Here is a 2,317-nt window from a genome sequence, read left to right as displayed (position 1 = left end):
CGAGCAAGCTCGCTCCCACAGGGTTTTGTAGTGTGTTTTGTGGTGTGTTTGTAGTCCTCATCCATCAGGCATAATCGCCCCCAATCCAAACAACAAGGACGAGGCCCCGTGAGTTCAGTGAACAAATCGATTTTGTTGGTCGACGACGACCAGGAGATTCGCGAACTGCTGGACACTTACCTCAGCCGTGCGGGTTTCCAGGTGCGCACCACGCCTGACGGCGCCGGGTTTCGCCAGGCCTTGAACGAGGCGCCGAGCGATCTGGTGATCCTCGATGTGATGCTGCCCGACGAGGACGGCTTCAGCCTTTGCCGCTGGGTTCGCGAACACCCGCGCCAGGCCCATGTGCCGATCATCATGCTCACCGCCAGTTCCGATGAGGCCGACCGGGTCATTGGCCTGGAGCTGGGGGCCGATGATTACCTGGGCAAGCCGTTCAGCCCGCGTGAATTGCAGGCGCGTATCAAGGCGCTGCTGCGCCGGGCACAGTTCGGCCAGGAACGGTCGGGCGGCGACGTGCTGGCCTTCGACGAGTGGCGGCTGGACATGGTCAGCCATCGGCTGTTCCACACCGATGGCGAAGAAGTGATCCTCTCCGGCGCCGACTTCGCGTTGCTCAAGCTGTTCCTCGATCATCCCCAGGAAATCCTCGACCGCGACACCATCGGCAACGCCACCCGAGGGCGTGAACTGATGCCCCTCGACCGGATCGTCGACATGGCGGTCAGTCGCCTGCGCCAGCGCTTGCGCGACACGGATAAGCCGCCGCGGTTGATTCGCACGGTGCGCGGCAGCGGTTATCAACTGGCGGCCAGTGTGGTTGCCAGCAATGGCCACTGAAGCGATCAGGAAAATTGTCCGGCGGATACCGGTGCCGCGCTCGTTGCTCGGGCGGATGCTGTTGCTGACCCTGCTGGTTGTGCTGTTCGCCCAGACGCTGTCGAGCCTGATCTGGGTCTCGCAACTGCGTGCCACCCAGCTCGAAGGCCTGGTCACCAGCGCCCGCAGCCTCGCCCATTCGATGACCGCCACCGTCAGCTATCTGCGCTCGCTGCCGGTGGCCTATCGGCCCTTGGTGCTGGACCAGTTGCGCAGCATGGGCGGCACACGGTTTGTCGTCACGCTCAACGACAAGCCGCTGGGCATGGACGTGTTGCCCGTGACACCGCGCAAGCTGGCGGTGCTCCAGGCCGTGGATGAAGTGCTGCGACGTTCCCTGGGCAACAACGCCGATATCTCCGTCAAGTTCGTCAGCCCCGAAGACCTGCGGATCTTCAACGGCGGGCTGAAACTCGATGAGCTGCCGCGCTCCTGGGCCCATTACGCCCTGACGCTGGAACCGGTGAATCCGCCGGTGCTGGTCACGCAGATCCAGATGGCGCCGGGCGAATGGCTGTACATCGCCTCGCTGCTGCCCGAACCCTATACCAGCCTCGAAGAACAGGACCTGCCCAAGCAGCAGGTGGGTTTCATCGTGCTCACCAGTAGCCTGTTGCTGTTGTTCATCGGCTTGCTGGTGCACTGGCAGAGCCGGCCACTCAAGCGTCTGGCCCGAGCCGCGCGGGACATGTCCCTTGGCGCTGAAGTGCAGCCCGTGGCCGAGGGCGGCGGCAGTGAGGTGGTGGAAGTGGGGCGGGCGTTCAACGCCATGCGCGAGCGCATCAGCCGCTACCTGACCGAGCGCAGCCAGTTGTTCAGTGCGATCTCCCATGACCTGCGCACGCCCATCACCCGGCTGCGGTTGCGGGTCGAGCTGCTGGAGGATGAAAACCTGCAAGCCAAGTTTGGCCGTGACCTGGACGAGTTGGAGTTGCTGGTCAAGGGCGCGCTGCAATGCGTCAAGGACACCGACATCCACGAGAACATCGAGCCGGTGGACCTCAATCATGTGCTGGATTGCCTGGTGGAGCCCTACCTGGCGCCCAACGGCAACGGCCGTGTGACCCAAGATGGCCGGGCGCTGGCGCCGTATCCCGGCAAGCCGCTGGCCCTCAAGCGCTGCATCGGCAACCTGATCGACAACGCCTTGAAATACGGACAGCGTGCCCACCTGCACATCGATGACGATGAAACAGCGTTCATCCTGCACGTCGACGATGAAGGTCCGGGCGTGCCGGAACAGCGCCTGGAGCAAGTCTTCGAGCCGCACTTTCGCCTGGCTGGGCAGCAGCAGGGTTACGGCTTGGGGCTGGGCATCGCCCGCAACATTGCCCACAGCCATGGTGGCGAAGTCAGCCTGCAGAACCTGCGCGAAGGCGGGTTGCGGGTGACGTTGCAGTTGCCTCGGAGTGTGGATTAGTCGGACCGCGTTATCGTT

Annotated in this window: 2 protein-coding genes; both read left to right on the top strand. The window is 63.5% G+C overall.

Annotation, left to right across the window (positions count from 1 at the left end):
• The first annotated feature begins 108 nt into the window (after positions 1 to 108).
• Positions 109 to 840: a response regulator gene (locus OC610_RS25920; protein ID WP_030139365.1), complete on the top strand. Its 732-nt coding sequence runs from the start codon at positions 109 to 111 to the stop codon at positions 838 to 840.
• Positions 830 to 2,299, top strand: a complete 1,470-nt coding sequence (locus tag OC610_RS25915) for an ATP-binding protein (protein WP_269808098.1) — start codon at positions 830 to 832, stop codon at positions 2,297 to 2,299. Before OC610_RS25920 ends, OC610_RS25915 begins: the two co-directional genes overlap by 11 nt.
• Positions 2,300 to 2,317 lie beyond the last annotated feature (18 nt).

Source organism: Pseudomonas agronomica (assembly GCF_025917275.1).
Classification (GTDB): Bacteria; Pseudomonadota; Gammaproteobacteria; order Pseudomonadales; family Pseudomonadaceae; genus Aquipseudomonas; species Aquipseudomonas agronomica.
This window is presented reverse-complemented; position numbering and strand designations above follow the sequence as displayed.

Excerpts from the sequence above, each read along its gene's own strand:
- OC610_RS25915 (WP_269808098.1), top strand. The coding sequence starts at position 830 with ATGGCCACTGAAGCGATCAGGAAAATTGTCCGGCGGATACCGGTGCCG.